We start from the raw sequence: 16,595 nt of genomic DNA, 5'->3' as shown, positions 1-16,595 counted from the left end.
TGAGGAGTGTGAATGACGGTACGCTTTGCATTTGACAACAGCTATGCTCGGCTGCCGAGCTCGTTTTATGCGCGTGTTTCCCCGACCCCGGTCTCCGCACCGCACCTCCTCAAGCTTAACCAGGAGCTGGCCGTCCAGCTCGGGCTCAACCCGGTAGAACTCGCCACGCAGGCGGGTGTTGAGATTCTTGCCGGCAAACGGATTCCCGAAGGTGCCGAGCCGATCGCTACCGCCTATGCCGGACACCAGTTCGGCCAGTTCGTGCCGCAGCTCGGCGACGGAAGGGCAATCCTGCTAGGCGAGATCGTCGATCAGGAAGGAGTGCGCCGGGATATCCAGCTAAAGGGCTCCGGCCGAACACCGTTTTCCCGCGGCGGCGACGGGCGGGCGGCGCTTGGCCCCGTTCTGCGCGAGTACATTGTCAGCGAGGCCATGGCGGCTCTTGGCATTCCGACCACTCGGGCGCTTGCTGCGGTCATGACGGGTGATGAGGTGATACGAGAAACCTACCTGCCAGGCGCAGTGCTGACACGGGTCGCATCCAGCCACATGCGGATCGGAACCTTCGAATTCTTCGCGGCGCGCGGGGACGTGGATGCGGTGAGGGCTCTCGCTGATCACGCGATCGCCCGGCACTACCCGGATGCCGCGGGTGCTGCTCGCCCCTACCTGGCACTGCTGGAAAGTGTGATTGCGCGCCAAGCGAACCTCGTAGCGCAGTGGCTGCTCGTCGGCTTCATTCACGGGGTTATGAACACCGACAACATGTCTATCGCCGGCGAGACGATTGACTATGGCCCCTGCGCTTTTCTGGACATCTACAATCCCAAGACCGTATTCAGCTCGATCGACCAGTTAGGTCGCTACGCTTATGCCAATCAGCCTGCGATCGCCCAGTGGAACCTGACGCGGCTGGCGGAGTGTCTGCTGCCCCTCCTGGCTGAGGATCAGGACAAATCCGTGGAGCAGGCCCAAGAGGCGCTTTCTGCCTTCGCAGCACGGTTCAGCGACGCGTATAATAGTGGCTTGCGTAGCAAGTTGGGACTTTTGTCGGAGCGGGAGGGCGATCTTGCGCTGACGCAGGATCTTCTCGATCGGATGGTCGCTGGCAAGGCGGACTTCACCCTGACTTTCCGACGCCTGAGCGAGGCCGCTATGGGACCCGAAGGCGACGTCGCGGTGCGCAGCCTCTTCGAAGACCCTGCCCCATATGACGACTGGGCCGAGCGCTGGCGCAAACGGCTCGGGCAAGAGCCGCAGGAAGGTTCAGCGCGCCGGGCTTCCATGCAGCGCGTCAATCCGGCCGTTATCCCCCGCAACCACCGCGTTGAGGCGGTCATCGCGGCCGCCGTGGAGAAACAGGAGTTCGGACCGTTCGAGGACCTTCTGACCGTGCTCGGCAAGCCATACGAAGTCCAGCCAGGCTTCGCGAGCTATGCCGAGCCACCACCGCGCGATGGCCGCGTCTATAAGACCTTTTGTGGGACCTGAACCTGAGGTTCGTTGCGAAGAGATGCGTTGGATGACGAAAAAGAGCGCTCGATCGCGCGAGCGACGTTCCGGCTAGCATTCCAAGCTTTGCGCTCCGGCATCGCAGGATCGTGCTGGAAATGTCCCATCGTGCTTCTCCTTCGGGCACTATCGGCCGGAAGGGAAGCGAAAGGGGACCAGTCGGCAGCGGGGCCGTTTGCCGACCTTCCGGTTCTGGGTCGACGGCAGCGGATAGCCGCCATTTCAATCGGCTGTCCTAGTTGGAATGAAAACGAAAGTTCAATCTCATCGAGCCAGCCATCGCCAATCCTTTTCCCAAAGGGGTGGTAGTGATAGAAGCGGGTTCTGCTGGGAGGCCCTCGTAGGCCGAAGACGCGGCCACCGAAGGGGCGGACGGTTGCTCTCGGCCTCGATCTCCGAGTTTTCACAGGAAGTTGCGTGTGAACGAGGGGCTGGTTATGCATTTGGCTACCGGAAGTACCCTTATGAAAACTGGGCATTAAGGAAGACAACCTAAAATTGCACAGTCAGTAGACTGCGGCATTTTTATCGGAGCCTCTGGCGGCGGCCTCCTTTTGGCTTATCATTGTGAGAGAGAGAGAGGACGCCTGCGGCGCGAGTCGTTGGTGGAAGTAGCGAGATTGGAGATGACAAGAACCGGAGCGATACGTAGGACAGAAGACACTGGCTATTCCGGTGACCGTACGTCCTCGCAGTTTTCCCTGCAGGCCCTGGTGGCTGAGGCGCGTGCCCAGCAGCAGAACGGGATCGCCGAGCGTATCGTCGACGCGATGGCCTCCGACAGCAGGAAACGAAGAAGCGTGGCCCGCCCGCAAAGTTATCATGTCCCGCTGGAACTGAGCGAAATGCTCGTTGAGCTCAAGGCAGATCGCAGGCTCAAGGACCTGATCCTGTCTCCCGAGGTCTCGACAGAGGTGCAGGAATTCATCAGCGAGTACGCCGACATGGCGTTGCTGAGGTCGCATGGCCTCGAGCCGCGACACAAAGTGCTGCTCGTAGGCCCGCCCGGGACGGGCAAGACGAGTCTGGCCGAAGTCTTTGCCCATGAGCTGAGGATGCCGTTCTATGTCGTGAGATACGACGGCCTGATCGGCAGCTTCCTTGGTGAGACGGCCACTCGCCTCCGCAAGCTCACCGATTTCGTGGCCAGCCAGCGATGCGTCGTGTTCTTCGACGAATTCGACACCGTCGGCAAGGAACGGGGTGACACTCAGGAGACCGGCGAGATCAAGCGCGTCGTCAGTTCGCTCCTCCTTCAGATGGACTCGATCCCAACGAACTGCGTGATCGTATGTGCCACGAACCACCCCGAACTTCTCGACCGCGCTGTGTGGCGGCGGTTCGAACTCCGGGTGGACGTACCCCTGCCAGGGTCGCAGGAAATTTCGCAATGGTTTAACAGACTACGCAAGGACTTCGGTGCCGCCATCGCATCAGTTGAGAAAGAATTCGTCAGCACGTTGAATGGAATGAATTTCTCGGATATCGAAGCCTTTACCTTGGATGTTAGGCGAAAGATCGTTCTGTCCCGAGGAAAGCTTGCGGCCGATCAAGCACTGGCTGAAGGGTTGGCGAAGCTACGGCAGAAGCGGTCAACGCCGGGGGAGACGGATCATAGCAGACAGACCGATAATAAGGATCCGTCGAAGAGACGACGTATTAAGGCGGATAAAAGGCCGCCGGAAGGCCCGCTTCCCGAGGGCACGCTCATCTGAGGAGCAATCGAGGCGCCTTGCCCCGGGCATAGCCCTCATTAGGGATTCGCTTGCGGCCCAGGCTTCGACGAATCCCGTCTTCGCATCGCCGGAACGCGCCCTGGTTTTCGAGACCATAGGTCCCGTAGACAGGTTCGTCGCCGCCGCATCTCAGCTGGGATTCGAATGGCTGACGGAAGACTACGCTGGCTCGGAGCCTGATACAGTTAGCGACGACAACGCAGTGCTGGACGACCTTCCGGCGGACGATCCGGCGATGGCTCGTCTTTACCTCACCATGCCAACTGAGAACGGCATGCGCCAACTGCTGGCAATGTGGCGGAGATTCGAGACGAAGCTCGCACCCAGGGAGGACGAGAAGGATTGGTGGAAGATATTCGGTTACCTGTCGAAGATCCGCGTCTGGAACGCAACGGACCGCATTGAACCGGCGACGCAGTTGTTCATCGACCGCCGCATGGCCCGTGACGCCGCGGGATCTGTCCGGCTTGAACTCGACCTCTGGTTCCACGAGGACGAAAGCGTTCGCATGAATGCCAAGGAGTCGCTGGAAGGAATCCTTGCCGCGATTGGCGGCAGGATTGTCGACTTCGTCACCATTGAGCCAATCCGCTACCAGGTCGCGCTGATCGAGGTTCCAGCCCAGCAGGCCGTGGATGTCCGCTCCCGGACAGGCGCCCTGGCCAATGCCGACCAAGTTATGTCGATCCGGCCGCAGTCTCTGTATTCCGCGGCTCCGCTGAGTGAACCGATAGAGTCCGAACAAAATTCTGCACAGGGGCCGGTGCAAGAACTCCGCCCCGCGGTCGCGGCGATCCTCGACGGTTATCCTATGCAGAACCACGCCCTGCTGGCCGGCAGGGTCGACGTCGTCGAAGTGGACATCACGGGCGACTCGGTCCCTGTCGAGCGTCGCTTCCACGGGACCGCGATCGCATCGCTCGTGCTTCACGGCGACCTCGCGAACGGCGAGGACCCTCTGACACGGAGGCTTAAGGTGGTCCCTGTCTTGGCCGCACCGCAACACCTGAATGACGAACGCACCCGCGAGGATCTGCTTCCCCTCGGCGTCATCTACCGGGCGGTAGTGGCGCTCAAAGAGGACGATGGCCTTTTTGGACCATCCGGTCCCGATGTCCTGATCATCAACCATTCGCTTTGTGACGCCGAAGGGCCATTCGTCCGGCGGCCCACCCCATGGGCAAAGCTGCTTGACTGGCTCTCCGAGAAGTATGGGATCCTTTTCGTAGTCAGCGCCGGGAACATCACGGGACAGTTCCCTTCGGGCTATTCCGACCACGCCTCGTTCAACTCCGCCGCCCCGCTCGAACGGCAGATCGCTCTCCTCCGCGCGGTCGAAGCCAGTAAGGGGATGCGCAGCCTTCTCAGTCCGGCTGAAGCCATGACCGCCCTCAGCGTTGGCGCCGTCCACGCGGACGGAGCAGGAGACTGCCCGTCTGAAGCGATGGACCCTTTTTCTGCCGTTGGCGTCACCAACATAGGCTCCGCTATCGGTCCGGGGATCAACCGCGCGCTAAAACCCGACATCGTGGAAGCGGGAGGAAGACAGGTTGCGAACGCTTCTAACCAGCCGGCCGGGCATCATATATGGCCCAGCGAGATTGGCCACATAGGCCTGAAAGCCGCCGCACCCGATCCCTTCACCGGATCCTCCTCCAAGACGAGGCGTTCAACAGGAACCAGCAACGCGGCCGCGCTCGTTACCAGAGCCGGCGTGCGGATCATCGATGCGCTGGAAGAAGTGCTGGCCGAAGACGGGACAGCGCTCCGGGATTTCAGTCGGGCATCCCTTGCGACGAGAACCCTCCTGGTGCACGGCGCGAGGTGGGGCGACGCCGGGACCTTGCTGGAGGCCGCATATCCACCCCCGGGATTGGGCCAGTGGCGGAGGCGCAGGGGTATCATCACGAAGTTCCTGGGATATGGCAGGCCGAGCTACGATCAAGTGATCGAAGGCGCGAGCAACAGGGTCACGCTACTTGCCGATGACGAGATCAGGCATGAACAGCTTCACGAGTATCGCGTACCGATTCCGACGAGCATGGTCCGGTCACGGGAAATCCGCAGAATCACGATGACGCTCTCCTGGATGCCTCCGATGCATCCGACCTCCATCGCCTATCGCGGAGTGACGTTGGACGTGGTGGATCAGGCGGGACAGCGCAAGTTCTGGCGCGGAGTGAAGACGATCATGCAGCCTCATCCCGACGACATGCGCAGAGGCACGTGCGCCCATTTCATCCTTGAAGGGAACAACAGCACCGCCTTCGTCGATTCCAACGGCCTGTTCATCGGTGTGCAGGCGAGAGCGCTCAACGCCCACTTCCACCAGAGTTCGGTGCCGTACGCGCTGGCCGTCACGCTCGAAGTCGCGCCCACCGTCCAGGAGGACATCTATGCATCGGTTCGGAATGCCATCCGGCCAAGGCCGCGCGTTCGCGCCTAAGGAGGTCTCATGGAATTCAGCAAGTCTAACAGCATCGGCTCGAAACATCCGACGGAAATTGCTGCCTATCTCGAGCTGATAGGCGATACGGAGGCTGCGGCCCGCTTCTATGAGATGGGACAGCGAAGCCAAGGCGTGCGCATTCCGTACTTTACGAATGACCACTGGGCTTATTCTGGAGCGGTGGTGGGATTCATCCCGGAGGGAACTGCCTCCAGCGGCGAAGTACAGATCGTCAACGCCACTTCGATGCAGCCGGATAACGCGCTTCAGGACGCAAGCCTGAAAATCACTCTCGATCGCTTCTACGTCCATAACTACCCGGGCACCGGCCGGCACGAGATATTGTGCGAATTCATGGGAAAGAACCAGGCAGGTAGCAAGTCTGAAGAAATGAGGTTCGCGTTGAAGACCTCGGCGACCGACAGGAGCGCGGCGCCGCTCATGAGCCTGCCGATCTTCGTCGGGGTGAACGTCGGCAAGGATGGTCTCAGCTTTGAAGGCCGCACCATAAACATCCGGAGCGGTGGAATGGACATGTTGGTGGAAGCCCTCGACAATTCCGCCTTCAAAGAAGGACTCGGCCTCCTGACGACGGCTCAACCCGCTCTTGTGCCGTTCGTCCAACTCGCCAAAGGTGTGGTCTCGACAATTGAGAAGCAGGGAGAGAACAAGCAGGTCCTGCAGTTCAGCCTGGGCCTAGATTTCTCCAGCACCGCGACTTCGGCTAAACTTGGCCTCGGTTCCTACGTGGTCGTCCAGACCAATGATGTTGACTGGAACTGGGATGAATTCGTCCTCAATCGCCAGAGCAATGCAATCGTCCCCAAGCTGAACGGATCGGGTCCGATCGAGCTCAACTACCTGATCTTCGGGGTCACGCGCGCGGGCGGCTGACGAGATTCCAAAGGCAAACAGAACGTTCTCCCTGTGGTCGGGCGGAGCCAAGGGCACACAGAGGTCCGCTTTCGGGGGCGGCAAAGCCACCCTGCTATGACCGAGATTGGGCGCAGAGCCGGCATTGGTTCGGGGCAGATCAGCTCGTCTATTGTGCCCTATGTTTCGGCTTGCCGCCGGCAAATTGCTTCAATGCATTTGCCCGCCTAGAAAGGTGCCCCCTCGGATTCACTGGTCGCTGTCACTTATTCGGACCCTGAAATTGCCTGCCGCCGCGATTTCTCTGACATGTCGACGACAGGGAGCCCTTCCTTTCTGGCCTTGGCAAACGCTCGATCGCTTTCCAGGAACTCCGCCAGCATGAACGGGATCAGTTCCGCTACCGATTCGGACTCGCCATAGGTCTGACGATAAAGCGCCGCATAGTCCTTCAGTGCTTGGTTCAGGTCTGCACTTACGCTTATGGTGATCTTCGAAGGTGTCCGATCCGGAAGTTTGCCGAGTTTCAGATTGGTCATGATGACTCCAGTCAATTCGGGTACGGCCGTAGCACAAGATCCTTGTGCACGATGACGCGCAGTGGCCAACCAGGGCGGACGGTGATCGTGGGCTGAATATTGAGGTTCTTCTCGGTGATGCGCTGGCCAGCTCGACTGACGTTCTGCTGAGCGGATTCGCGGATTGCTTTGACCAGGTCGCTTTCCTCTTCCCCGAGGCTCAGCTCCGTGCCGACCCCTAGCAACGTGGCCAGCGCAACGCCTTTGATCAGCTGCCAGGTGTGGAAATCCACCTTGTCCTCAAGCCCGGCATAGCCGGCGGTGTCCGTCGCCGGCAGATTGTCGATTTCGATCGAAGAGCCGTCGGGCAGCAGTATCCGTTGCCAGACCAGCAGCGCGCGCCTTTGTCCAAAGGCAACAACGCTGTCATAGGTGCCAATCAGGCGAGAGCCTTGCGGAATGAGCAAGGTGCTGCCGGTGACTGTGTCGTGCACATTCTCGGTGACCTGTGCGACGACGAGGCCGGGCAAGTCGGAATTGATGCCAGTGATCAGGCTCGCTGCGATGACGCTGCCGGCCATCAGCTGATAGGGCGAAGCCGGCGTCTGCAGTGCATGCAGATTGTAGATTCCACTTGTGTTCCGCTGGCTGACAAAATCGAGCTTGCGCTGTTGATTGTTTTGGTCGCCCTCGGCCGGTGCAACGGAAGCTGAATCGCGTGCGGCATCGGATTGTGGAGCCGTTGCCTCAAAGGGTGGACGCCCGCCCTGCCCGTTGCCGGCGGCATCTGCTTGCCGGGGTCGATTTTCGATCCGGAAGAAGACTTGCGATTCGCGCGCCTCGATCGCCTGCTGTGCAAGGCGCTGCTCCTCCGCCGAAACCTCCTGGCCCGGCGCGATGCCCAGCTGGCGTTGGTGCTCAAGGATGGGGCGGCCGAGGTCGCCGGGCAGCGGTGGTCCAAGCACCGGAGGCTTGGGCTTGATCCCGGAATAGTCCTTAGGCAGCCTTTCAATTGCCTCCGCGGTTGGCTTCCGCTCAGTGTTGTAAAGCTCTTCAGCCTGCTCTTTGATGCGCAGCGCCGGTCCCTGCAGCGCCATCATGGTGACGCCTAGAACGGTCCCGGAACCAACAGCAGCAATGGCGACAATAATGCTGCGCTTGAAGCGCACAGCGCGGCGAGGCGAGGCCCGCAGCTGCAGCTGTTCTGGATCGAGTTTCGGTGGAGCATCGGAGCGGGAAGTATCCGTCATGGGCCGTCCCTCACCTGCTGGAACGCGAAAAGAGCAATATCCGCCTCGGCGCTTGCCTGCCGTCGGTCCTCGTGATGCGCACCACCTGCTGCTGCTTGGCGCCGAGGCGCAGTTCGGCTGCGGCGAAGAGGCGATCGACGATGTAATAGTTGCCCCGTATGCGGTAGTTGACGAGCTGGTTGTCCCCGTCAGCACCGACGATGAAGAGCGGCGGAGCCTCGCCCTGATCGATGCGGCGCGGAAACTCGATATAGACCTTGCTGCCATCATCGAAGGCGCGCGTCGGCCTCCAGGGCGGCATGTCGCCCGTAATCGAATAGCGGAAGCGAATATTTTCGAGAGCCACATTCGACGCCACTGGCATAGCGGCGTCGGCCTGCGCATTGCGCCGGCGTAGCGCGATGATCTGGTCCTCGCTGTAAGTCCAGGAGATGGCTGCCATGGCGGTCTTATCCGTGCTTTGAAGCTGCAGGTGATAGCTTCGCCGGTCCGTGGTGATCACCAGATTGGTGGCAAGTCCTGGCGCGAAGGGCTTCACCAGCACATGGGTGCGCTGGTCATCGCCGGAGCCACTGACGGTGTCGCCAATTACCCAGCGCACTGTATCGCCGGCCGACACGGATTGGAGTTTCTCGCCTGACTGCAGAGCGATATCGCTGACGCGCTCCGGTGCGGCATAGAGCTGGTAGAGCGCGCCTTCGGCAAAGGGGTAAACCTGCACCGCATTCACATAGCCATATTTGGTGGGTTGCTGCGTCGCCGCCTTGTTGGCATCGGCGACACGTTCTTCAGGCGAGCGCTTGTCTTCAGCAGCCTTGCCCGGCTCGGGCTGCAACTGGCCGGGCAGCGGCAGCGGTTTCGGCACTTCCACGACTTTGACGGGCTTCCCCGGCGCCTTCTCAATCGCGGCCGGCTTGAAGTCAGCATGGTCATAGGAAATCTGCGGCGGCGGCACCGGCTTCGAGGCACAGGCGGAAATGACCGCAGCCGACGCCGACAGGATCAGCGCAGTGCGGAGAGACGAGAGTCTATTTATCATTGGCGGGCTCCTTTGGGGGAACGGAAGTTTGCGCGGCACTGTCGAGCTCGCGCGACCAGTCGATTGCGTTGATGAAGACGCCGAGCGGGTTTTTGCGCAGCTGATCGGTATTGTTCGGCGGCCGGATCACAATGGTGAGAATCCCGGTCCAACGCGTTGTGCTGGCGAGGCTGCCGCGCTCAAAGACCTGCTCGGTCCATTTGACTTGAAAGGAGTTGTCGGACGCTCGAACCACGCTCGTCACCTGCACCGAGATGCTGCGCGTGCCGATCTTGCCGAACGGGTCATTGGCCTTAGCGTACTCATTGAGAAAGAGGGCTGCACGGTCGGTGGCGAAGTCGTAGGCCGAGAGCCAATTCTGCCGCACCAGCACCGCATCGGTGGAGACGGAGCGGACATTCTGGATGAAATGGCCGAGGTGCCAGGCAATCTGGGCATCGTCGGGCTCGTAGGTTTGGATTGCCGGCGCGACAGCCCGTGTTTCACCGAAGCGGTCGACCTCGACAACATAAGGCACGACGCGGCCCTGCATCGACTGCCACAAGAGTCCACCAGAGAGCCCGATGGCCAGAGCGAGGCAGCCAAAGGCCATCAGGCGCCAGTTCCTTGCCTGCACGCGCGCAGTGCCGATGCGCTCGTCCCAAAGTTGGGCGGCCTTCTGGTATGGTGTGACGGGGTGGGGCGTCTTCCCGTAACGCTGAACAGGTCGCTTGAAGAGCATCTAGTCTTCCTTATCGTTGAGAGAGGGGTTGGCCCCGCTTCCACCCCGATCGCCATCGCGGACGGCCTGCGTGGCGGCGTGGCGATGGGCGCGCGCGGTCTGTTGGGAACGCAAGCGCCTCGCCCACGCCGGCGCGGCATTGGCACCTGACGCGGCAGGGTTTCCGGTCATTGATGCGGTCGGCGTGCCGCCCGTCGCGGTCCAGGCGGGATTGCGGCCGGCATCGGCGCTGCGCCGGAATGGTTCTGTTGCAGATCGCATTCCCCGCATCGCGGCGCCGCCAGCTGCGCCGGCAACGCCCTGCAGTCCAGCCGCTACGCCGGAGAGGCCGGACTCGGGCGATGTTGCACGCCGCATCTGCCAAGCTGTGGAAGCAGCCGATCCCATGGCCGTGCCGGCTCGAACGGCGGCGAGACCGCCGCCGGTTGCCATGCGCGCGCCGGCAAGCGCCGCACCTCCGGCAACGAGCGTTGATCCGGCGGCCGCCGCGGTGGTTCCGAGTGCGGCTCCCGCGCCAAGCTGCGGCGCGCCCGAGACAAGACCCGAGGCAATTCCCGGCCCGAAAATGCCGAGCCCAAGCAGCGCCAACGCGCCCAGTACCTGTGACATGGCCGCGGCCAAGTCCGGCTCCTTGCCTTGCAGCGCGGAAGCGAACTCGCCGAAGAGCGTGGAGCCGATGCCGACGATGACAGCAAGCACCATCACCTTAATGCCCGACGAGATCACATTGCCGAGCACGCGCTCGGCCAGAAACGCCGAGCGGTTCCAGAGCGCGAAGGGCACCAGAACAAAACCGGCCAATGTGGTGAGTTTGAACTCCAGGATAGTGATGAAGAGCTGAATTGAAAGAATGAAGAAGGCGATGAGGACCAGAAACCAGGCGAGAAGCAGCACGAAGATGGTCAGCGCGTTGCCAAAGATCTCGGGGAAGCCGACTAGCTGGCTCGCTTGATTGAGCAGCGGCCAGGCGCCCTCGAAGCCGGCCGCGGCAATGCGGCCTGGCCGCAGGAGACTGTCGGCGGACAGATTGCCGGCCGATGCGTTGATGCCGAGCCCGGCAAAGGAATGGTAGATGATGTCGGCGAGGTTCTTAAAATTGTTCAGGATGAAGGCGAAGGCGCCGACATAGAGCACTTTTCGGACAAGCCGGCCAAGAACATTGGGCTCGCCGCCGAACGCCCAGACCAGGCCTGCCAGCGTGATGTCGATGCCGATCAGGATGGTGGTGAGAAAGGCGACGTCGCCCGAAAGCAGACCGAACCCGCTATCAATATAGCGGGTAAAAGTCTCCATGAAGCGATCAATGACGCCGAGGTCGTTCATGTCGCCGCCTTCCTCGTTGTCTCGAAGAACTGCTGATCAGTTGCCGGGATAGGCCGTTCCGGTGCCCAGGAAACGCTTCGTCGTCTCGCGGGCGGCTTCCTCGGACTGCGCCTTGCGGGCAGCATCTTCGGCTTCAGCCCGGAACTGGGTCGCGAGCAGCGTCTGGATCTGAATCTGCTGCTTGGTCGAAAGCGCGATCAGCTGATTGGTGGCCTGGCTTGCCTCAAGGGCACCTGCCGCGCCCTGACTGCGGTTGACGAGATCGGTAAGCAGGTCGCCGTCGGCCCGCACGTTCTCCACGATCTGCGACTGCGCGCTCATGGTTTGGCGGAACGCCTGCATGGCGTTTTGCCAGCGCTCGCGCGCGGCGCTCGCCACATCGCTGACCTTGATTGTGGCGTCGTAGCTTTCCGGATATTGCACACGCCACTGGTTCTGAAGCTTGTCGAGATCGAAGCTCAGGCCGCTGGCCTGGGTCATCAGGCCGTCGATCCGTTGGAGCGAACCTGTGAGCTGGCCGACGGAAGAAAAATCCAGGCGCTGAAGGTTGCGCGCCATGTTCTGCAGCATCGTCGCCTGGTTCTGAAGCGACTGGATCTGGTTGTTTATCTGCTCCAGGGAACGTGCCGCTGTCAGCACGTTCTGCGCATAATTCGACGGATCGAACACGATTAGGGCGTGGGCCGGCTGGACGTAGTCGGCCATCGGTTTTGCGATTAGGGAAACGGTGATCAGGCTGGTGAGAAGGCGGCGCCGCATCATGACGATTGCTCCTTGTCTGGTTGAGGGAATTGCTGGAGAAGCTCGGCAGCCCAATCGAGGCCGCGCGCACTCAGGAACCGGGAAGCAAAGCTGTCCTGCCCGTGCTCTGACAGGACGCTGTCGATCAAAGCTTGCGTGGCCGGATCAGAGGCGCCGCAGAGCGCAAGAGCGATCGGGCCGAGCCCGAGCTCGAAGAGGCGGTTGCCGCGGCGCGACTGCAGATAATACTGGCGCTTCGGTGTGGCACGGGCGACCAATTCGATCTGCCGCTCGTTCAGGCCGAAGTGCTCATAGGCTGCCCGCGCCTGCGGTTCCACGGCACGGTCATTGGGGAGAAAAATGCGCTGTGGGCAGCTCTCGATGATCGCCGGCGCGATGGAAGAGCCAGCGATGTCTGCAAGTGACTGCGTGGCGAAAATGACGGAGACGTTCTTCTTTCGCAGCACCTTCAGCCATTCGCGGATGCGGGCGGCAAAGAGCGGGTTGTCGAGATAGACCCAGGCCTCGTCGAGCATGAGCAGTGTTGGCCGGCCGTCGAGCCGCTCCTCGAGGCGATGGAAGAGATAGGTGAGCACCGGCAGCACGGCGCCTTCCTGGTGCATCAGCTCTTCGGTCTCGAAACACTGCACATCCGACAAAGCCAGCCGATCTTCATCGGCATCGAGCAGCCGGCCGAAGGGACCGTCGAGCGTGTAGGGCATCAACGCGGCCTTGAGCCCATTGGACTGAAGCAGAACCGACAGGCCAGTCAGCGTGCGTTCCTGCACCGGCGCAGTGGCAAGGCTGATGAGTGCCGACCAGATCGCCTCCTTTACCTCGGGCGTAACGCTGACATTCTCATGGGCAACGAGGCCGGCGATCCATTCCGCCGCCCAGCTGCGAGTAGCCTGGTCGCCGATATTGCTCAGTGGCTGGAAGGCAAGCGCACCATCCGAGCCCAGCGCGTGGTGTTCTCCGCCCATGGCCAGTGTTGCCGCACGAGCCGAATTGCCCTTGTCGAAGACATAGACCTGCGCCCCGGCATAGCGTCGAAACTGCAGAGCGACTAGCGCGAGCAGAACCGACTTGCCGGCACCGGTCGGCCCAACGACCAGCATGTGGCCGACATCGCCGACGTGGGTGGAAAGCCGAAACGGTGTCGACCCGTTGGTCTCTGCGAACAGAAGCGGCGGGGATTCGGTCCCAGTCACGTTGGCGAGATGCTCGTTATCCACCGGACCGGCCCACGCCGACGACAGCGGCATGACATGGGCAAGATTCAGCGTGTGAACGAGCGGCTGGCGAACGTTAGCGTAGACATGACCGGGCAACGAGCCGAGCCACGCCTCGACCGCATTGATGCTTTCACGGATCGTGGTGAAGCCGAGCCCATTGACTATGCGCTCAACCGCTCGGAGCTTTTCCGCGGCGGCCTGCCGGTCCTGGTCCCATACCGTCACCGTTGTGGTGAGATAGCCGAAGCCGACGTGATCGCCGCCCAATGCCTGAAGGGCGGCATCCGCATCGAGCGCCTTGTTGTCGGCGTCACTATCGACGAGAGGGACGGGTTCGTTGGTCACGACCTCGCGCAGGATGGCTGCGACCGATTTGCGCTTGGCAAACCACTGACGGCGCAACCGGGTCAGTGTCTTTGTGGCTTCCGTCTTGTCGAGCGGGATGAAGCGCGTCATCCAGCGGTAGGCGAAATCCTGATGGTTGAGCGCGTCGAGGATCCCTGGCCGGGTGACGTTCGGGAAACCAAGGATGGTGAGGGTGCACAGATGCTGCTCACCCAGCATCGGCTCCAGGCCGCCGGTAAGCGGCGCGTCAACCAGAACACCGTCGAGATACATTGGCGTTTCCGGCATGGCGACCGGATGGCGGTAGGTCGAGATTGTGCCGTGCAGATAGGTTAGCGTCTCGGCATCATCGAGGGCGCGCACTTCCGGCATGAAGCCGGACAGCAAATCCAGGACGCGGTCGGTCCCGTCGCGAAACCACGCCAGCTCCTGGCGCCAGTCTCTAGCCCCTCCCGAGTGATGCGAGTCGACCAGTGCGCTTTCCGCCCGCGCCTGGCCATCTGGCGCCGGCATGAAGACCAAGGTCAGATGATAGCCACTCTCGAAGTGCGCGACCTTGCCCTCGAAGGCCGCGCGCCGTTCCTCATCGACCAGCCATGAGGCAGCATCGGGAAAAGCCGAGCTCGGATAGCCCAGCGCTTCAACGCGCTCGGCCTCGAAAAACAACCCCCATCCGGAGCCCAACCTTCGTAGCGCATTGTTGGCTCGTGCGCAGATGCCGACCAACTCGGCTTCGGTCGCACTTTCAAGGTCGGGGCCACGGAACCGGAAGGTTCGCTGGAAGCTACCGTCTTTATTTAGCACGATGCCGGGCGCGACCAAAGCGGCCCAGGGCAGATGATCGGCAAGCCGATCGGCTTTGCCGCGATACTCCGAAAGGTTCAGCATGCAAGCCACCCCTTCAGGCGAAGATGACGGACAAGCACGCTGGCGAAGTCCGGATCGCGGCGAGCGGCAAAGACCGCGAGCGTGTGGCCGGCCATCCAGAGCGCCAGTCCGGCGATCCACTGCTGCAGGCCAAGGCCTATTGCCGCGGCCACCGTGCCGTTGAGGATCGCCACCGCTCGCGGCGCGCCGCCCAGCAGGATCGGCTCAGTCAATGCCCTGTGAACGGGGACTTCGAAACCCTCGATATGCTGCTCTCCGGTGGCCATCAAACGAGTGCCCCGCCGCCGAAGGAGAAGAAGGAGAGAAAGAAGCTCGATGCCGCGAAGGCGATCGACAGGCCGAAGACAATCTGGATCAGCCGGCGAAAACCGCCTGCCGTGTCACCGAAAGCAAGGGTCAGGCCGGTGGTGATGATGATGATCACCGCGACGATCTTGGCGACCGGTCCCTGCACCGACTCAAGGATCTGCTGCAGCGGCTGTTCCCAAGGCATGCCGGAGCCCGCTGCGTGGGCCGGGACGGTGAGAAGAAACGCGAGCGCGGTGGACGAAAGGAAGCGAAGCTTCTTGCGCATGAGTGACCTTTCAAAACTGCTGGAGTTGCGGAAGCGTGAGCGGGGTGACGGCGTAATCACCGCTGCTGTCGAGACCGGTGACCTCAGCGATCGCGTCAATGCGGCGCGAGGATCCGCGCCCAGCGATGAAGACGATCAGATCTACCGCATCAGCGATGAGGCGGCGGGGAACGGTGACGACGGCTTCCTGGGCGAGCTGCTCGATACGGTAGAGAGCGGAGCGCGCCGAATTGGCGTGAACCGTCGCGATGCCGCCGGGATGCCCGGTGTTCCATGCCTTCAGCATGTCCAGGGCTTCCGCGCCCCTGACTTCGCCCACGATGATGCGGTCGGGTCTGAGCCGCAGGGTCGAGCGCACGAGATCGGCGAGCGTGACCGCCCCCCGCCTCGTCCTCAAGGCAACGCAATCCTTCGCCGCGCATTGCAGTTCGCGTGTGTCCTCGATCAGGATCACCCGCTCGTCGCAATCGGCGGCTTGTGCCAGCAGCGCATTGGCAAGTGTTGTCTTGCCCGACGACGTGCCGCCGGCGACCAGGATGTTGCGCCGCTCGCGGACCGCCTTCTTCAGCGCATCGGCCTGCAGCGGCAGCATGACCCGGTCGGCGACATAGTCGGCCAACGTGTAGAGTTTCGCCGCAGGCTTTCGGATGGCGAAGCATGGCCCCAGCACGACAGGCGGCAGCAGACCCTCGAAGCGCTCGCCCGATGGCAATTCGGCGCTGACAATCGGATTGTCAGCATGCGCCTCGGCGCGCACGTGGGAGGCGACCAGGCGGATGATGCGTTCGGCCTCAGAAGGATGCATGTGCACGCCGGTGTCGACCCGGCCTTCACCCAACCGGTCGAGCCGCAGCGCACCGTCGGGATTGACCATCACCTCAATGACGGTCGGATCGGCAAGGGCTTCGGTGATCGCCGGACCCATGGCGGTGCGCAGCATGGCGCGGCGGCGATGGTCGGCTTCCGGATGAGAACTCATCCTTCCCCTCCCCTGCGATCGTCGGTGCCAAGTGACCGTTTCCCGGAAGCGATCTGGCGGCCGACCTGTTCAACGAATTTGTCGAAGCGCTCCTGGGCAATCGCTTGCGTGGCCCTGTCCGGCACCGGCGTGTGAGCATGAAGCGTGATCGAAAAGCGGATGAAGAGCGCCAGGCTCTCCAGGATCATCTCGACATCGCGCCTGACATGTCCGAGGTCGCGGGAAAGACGGTCGAGCCTCTTGCCGTAGCGCTGGTCGAGTTCATTCTCCCCACGCTGCTCGATAAAGGTCTCGACCGCGTGCGCCACAATGGCCGATTTGGTGGTCGATGAATTGCGGCTGAGGTTCTCCAGCTTCTCGCTCAACTCGGGTTCAAGCAAAAACTGGTGACGAATGCGGTGGGGCTTCATGC

General features: G+C 61.9%; 15 protein-coding genes. 4 read left to right on the top strand and 11 right to left on the bottom strand.

Features of this window, described 5'->3' with window-relative positions:
• Positions 1 to 12: 12 nt before the first annotated feature.
• The 4 genes from NKH63_RS12675 (at position 13) to NKH63_RS12660 (ending at position 6,591) form a co-directional block, all read left to right on the top strand.
• On the top strand, positions 13 to 1,491 hold the full coding sequence (locus NKH63_RS12675) for a protein adenylyltransferase SelO (RefSeq protein WP_352914166.1): 1,479 nt from the start codon (positions 13 to 15) through the stop codon (positions 1,489 to 1,491).
• 734 nt (positions 1,492 to 2,225) lie between these two features.
• Complete coding sequence (locus NKH63_RS12670; protein WP_352885400.1) at positions 2,226 to 3,227, top strand: AAA family ATPase; 1,002 nt, start codon at positions 2,226 to 2,228, stop codon at positions 3,225 to 3,227.
• Between the two features lie 223 nt (positions 3,228 to 3,450).
• A complete protein-coding gene (locus NKH63_RS12665; protein WP_352885399.1) occupies positions 3,451 to 5,694 on the top strand; it encodes a S8 family peptidase in 2,244 nt (747 codons plus the stop codon).
• Positions 5,695 to 5,703: 9 nt separating this feature from the next.
• Complete coding sequence (locus NKH63_RS12660) at positions 5,704 to 6,591, top strand: hypothetical protein (protein WP_352810630.1); 888 nt, start codon at positions 5,704 to 5,706, stop codon at positions 6,589 to 6,591.
• Positions 6,592 to 6,836: 245 nt separating this feature from the next.
• Here the strand turns inward: NKH63_RS12660 and NKH63_RS12655 are convergent, their stop codons facing one another.
• From NKH63_RS12655 to NKH63_RS12605, 11 genes are read right to left on the bottom strand one after another with little or no spacing between them, the layout of a single operon-like run.
• The gene (locus tag NKH63_RS12655; protein WP_352517831.1) at positions 6,837 to 7,109 is read right to left on the bottom strand and encodes a DUF2274 domain-containing protein; all 273 of its coding nucleotides are present in this window, start codon (positions 7,107 to 7,109) and stop codon (positions 6,837 to 6,839) included.
• Between the two features lie 11 nt (positions 7,110 to 7,120).
• Positions 7,121 to 8,338, bottom strand: coding sequence for a TraB/TrbI/VirB10 family type IV secretion system protein (locus NKH63_RS12650; RefSeq protein WP_352718533.1), 1,218 nt, complete (start codon positions 8,336 to 8,338; stop codon positions 7,121 to 7,123).
• A 10-nt stretch (positions 8,339 to 8,348) separates the two neighbouring features.
• On the bottom strand, positions 8,349 to 9,377 hold the full coding sequence (trbG, locus tag NKH63_RS12645; RefSeq protein ID WP_352528987.1) for a P-type conjugative transfer protein TrbG: 1,029 nt from the start codon (positions 9,375 to 9,377) through the stop codon (positions 8,349 to 8,351).
• Positions 9,367 to 10,098, bottom strand: a complete 732-nt coding sequence (gene trbF / locus NKH63_RS12640; RefSeq protein WP_352910885.1) for a conjugal transfer protein TrbF — start codon at positions 10,096 to 10,098, stop codon at positions 9,367 to 9,369. The genes trbG and trbF overlap by 11 nt, the downstream gene beginning before the upstream one ends.
• Positions 10,099 to 11,421, bottom strand: a complete 1,323-nt coding sequence (gene trbL, locus NKH63_RS12635; RefSeq protein WP_352910887.1) for a P-type conjugative transfer protein TrbL — start codon at positions 11,419 to 11,421, stop codon at positions 10,099 to 10,101.
• A 36-nt stretch (positions 11,422 to 11,457) separates the two neighbouring features.
• The gene (trbJ, locus tag NKH63_RS12630) at positions 11,458 to 12,183 is read right to left on the bottom strand and encodes a P-type conjugative transfer protein TrbJ (RefSeq protein WP_023718720.1); all 726 of its coding nucleotides are present in this window, start codon (positions 12,181 to 12,183) and stop codon (positions 11,458 to 11,460) included.
• Positions 12,180 to 14,630 (bottom strand): conjugal transfer protein TrbE, encoded by a 2,451-nt coding sequence (gene trbE, locus NKH63_RS12625; protein ID WP_352917937.1) that lies wholly within the window; start codon positions 14,628 to 14,630, stop codon positions 12,180 to 12,182. Before trbE ends, trbJ begins: the two co-directional genes overlap by 4 nt.
• Complete coding sequence (locus tag NKH63_RS12620) at positions 14,624 to 14,896, bottom strand: VirB3 family type IV secretion system protein (protein WP_352746273.1); 273 nt, start codon at positions 14,894 to 14,896, stop codon at positions 14,624 to 14,626. The genes trbE and NKH63_RS12620 overlap by 7 nt, the downstream gene beginning before the upstream one ends.
• A complete protein-coding gene (locus tag NKH63_RS12615; RefSeq protein WP_352528997.1) occupies positions 14,896 to 15,204 on the bottom strand; it encodes a TrbC/VirB2 family type IV secretion system protein in 309 nt (102 codons plus the stop codon). The genes NKH63_RS12620 and NKH63_RS12615 overlap by 1 nt, the downstream gene beginning before the upstream one ends.
• A gap of 10 nt (positions 15,205 to 15,214) precedes the next feature.
• On the bottom strand, positions 15,215 to 16,183 hold the full coding sequence (gene trbB, locus NKH63_RS12610) for a P-type conjugative transfer ATPase TrbB (protein ID WP_352720257.1): 969 nt from the start codon (positions 16,181 to 16,183) through the stop codon (positions 15,215 to 15,217).
• A complete protein-coding gene (locus NKH63_RS12605) occupies positions 16,180 to 16,593 on the bottom strand; it encodes a CopG family transcriptional regulator (protein WP_352910894.1) in 414 nt (137 codons plus the stop codon). The genes trbB and NKH63_RS12605 overlap by 4 nt, the downstream gene beginning before the upstream one ends.
• Between the last annotated feature and the right edge of the window lie 2 nt (positions 16,594 to 16,595).

It is taken from the genome of Mesorhizobium sp. M0960, from assembly GCF_040319055.1.
Taxonomy (GTDB): Bacteria; Pseudomonadota; Alphaproteobacteria; order Rhizobiales; family Rhizobiaceae; genus Mesorhizobium.
The sequence above is the reverse complement of the archived record's forward strand: the minus strand, read 5'-3'. Positions and strand labels throughout refer to the sequence as shown.